This is a genomic window from Cobetia sp. SIMBA_158 (genome assembly GCF_046566945.1).
Taxonomy (GTDB): domain Bacteria; phylum Pseudomonadota; class Gammaproteobacteria; order Pseudomonadales; family Halomonadaceae; genus Cobetia; species Cobetia amphilecti.
The window spans coordinates 1-397 of the sequence record NZ_JAWJYL010000085.1 but is presented as its reverse complement, the minus strand read 5'-3'; the positions used below and the strand labels follow the sequence as shown (position 1 = coordinate 397).

Annotated in this window: 1 protein-coding gene and 1 pseudogene; both read right to left on the bottom strand. The window is 50.6% G+C overall.

Features of this window, described 5'->3' with window-relative positions; genetic code table 11:
• A pseudogene (locus tag R2R70_RS19085) lies at positions 1-191 on the bottom strand (branched chain amino acid aminotransferase); the annotation flags it as partial.
• Positions 192-210: 19 nt separating this feature from the next.
• The coding region (gene ilvM, locus R2R70_RS19080; protein WP_410978761.1) for an acetolactate synthase 2 small subunit at positions 211-397 on the bottom strand (187 nt) is incomplete at its 5' end.

Genomic DNA, 397 nt, shown 5'->3' with positions numbered 1-397 from the left:
GAGTCATGCAGACGCTGCATATGCTCACGATGGCGGAATACAACCGGTCCTTTGTGCGAGTCGTAGCAACGGATGCCTTCAAAAACCGAGGTGCCATAGTGCAGCGCGTGCGACATCACATGCACCTTCGCGTCTTCCCAGCGAACCATCTCCCCATTGAACCAAATGTAATCAGCTTTCTTCGTGGTCATTTTTATATTCCTTTTGCGCTCAGGCGCGGATTTGTTGTGATGTGGTTGTGCTCTGGCAGATGGCAACGTGTGCGACGTCCACCAGTTTATTTAACTGACTAAACAGTAAGTCGACCGACCGTGGGCTGGCAACGGTCAATTCGATATTTATATTTTGTGCATCGCTGGCGGCGGCCATATTCATTGAGCAGACGTGGAAACCACGA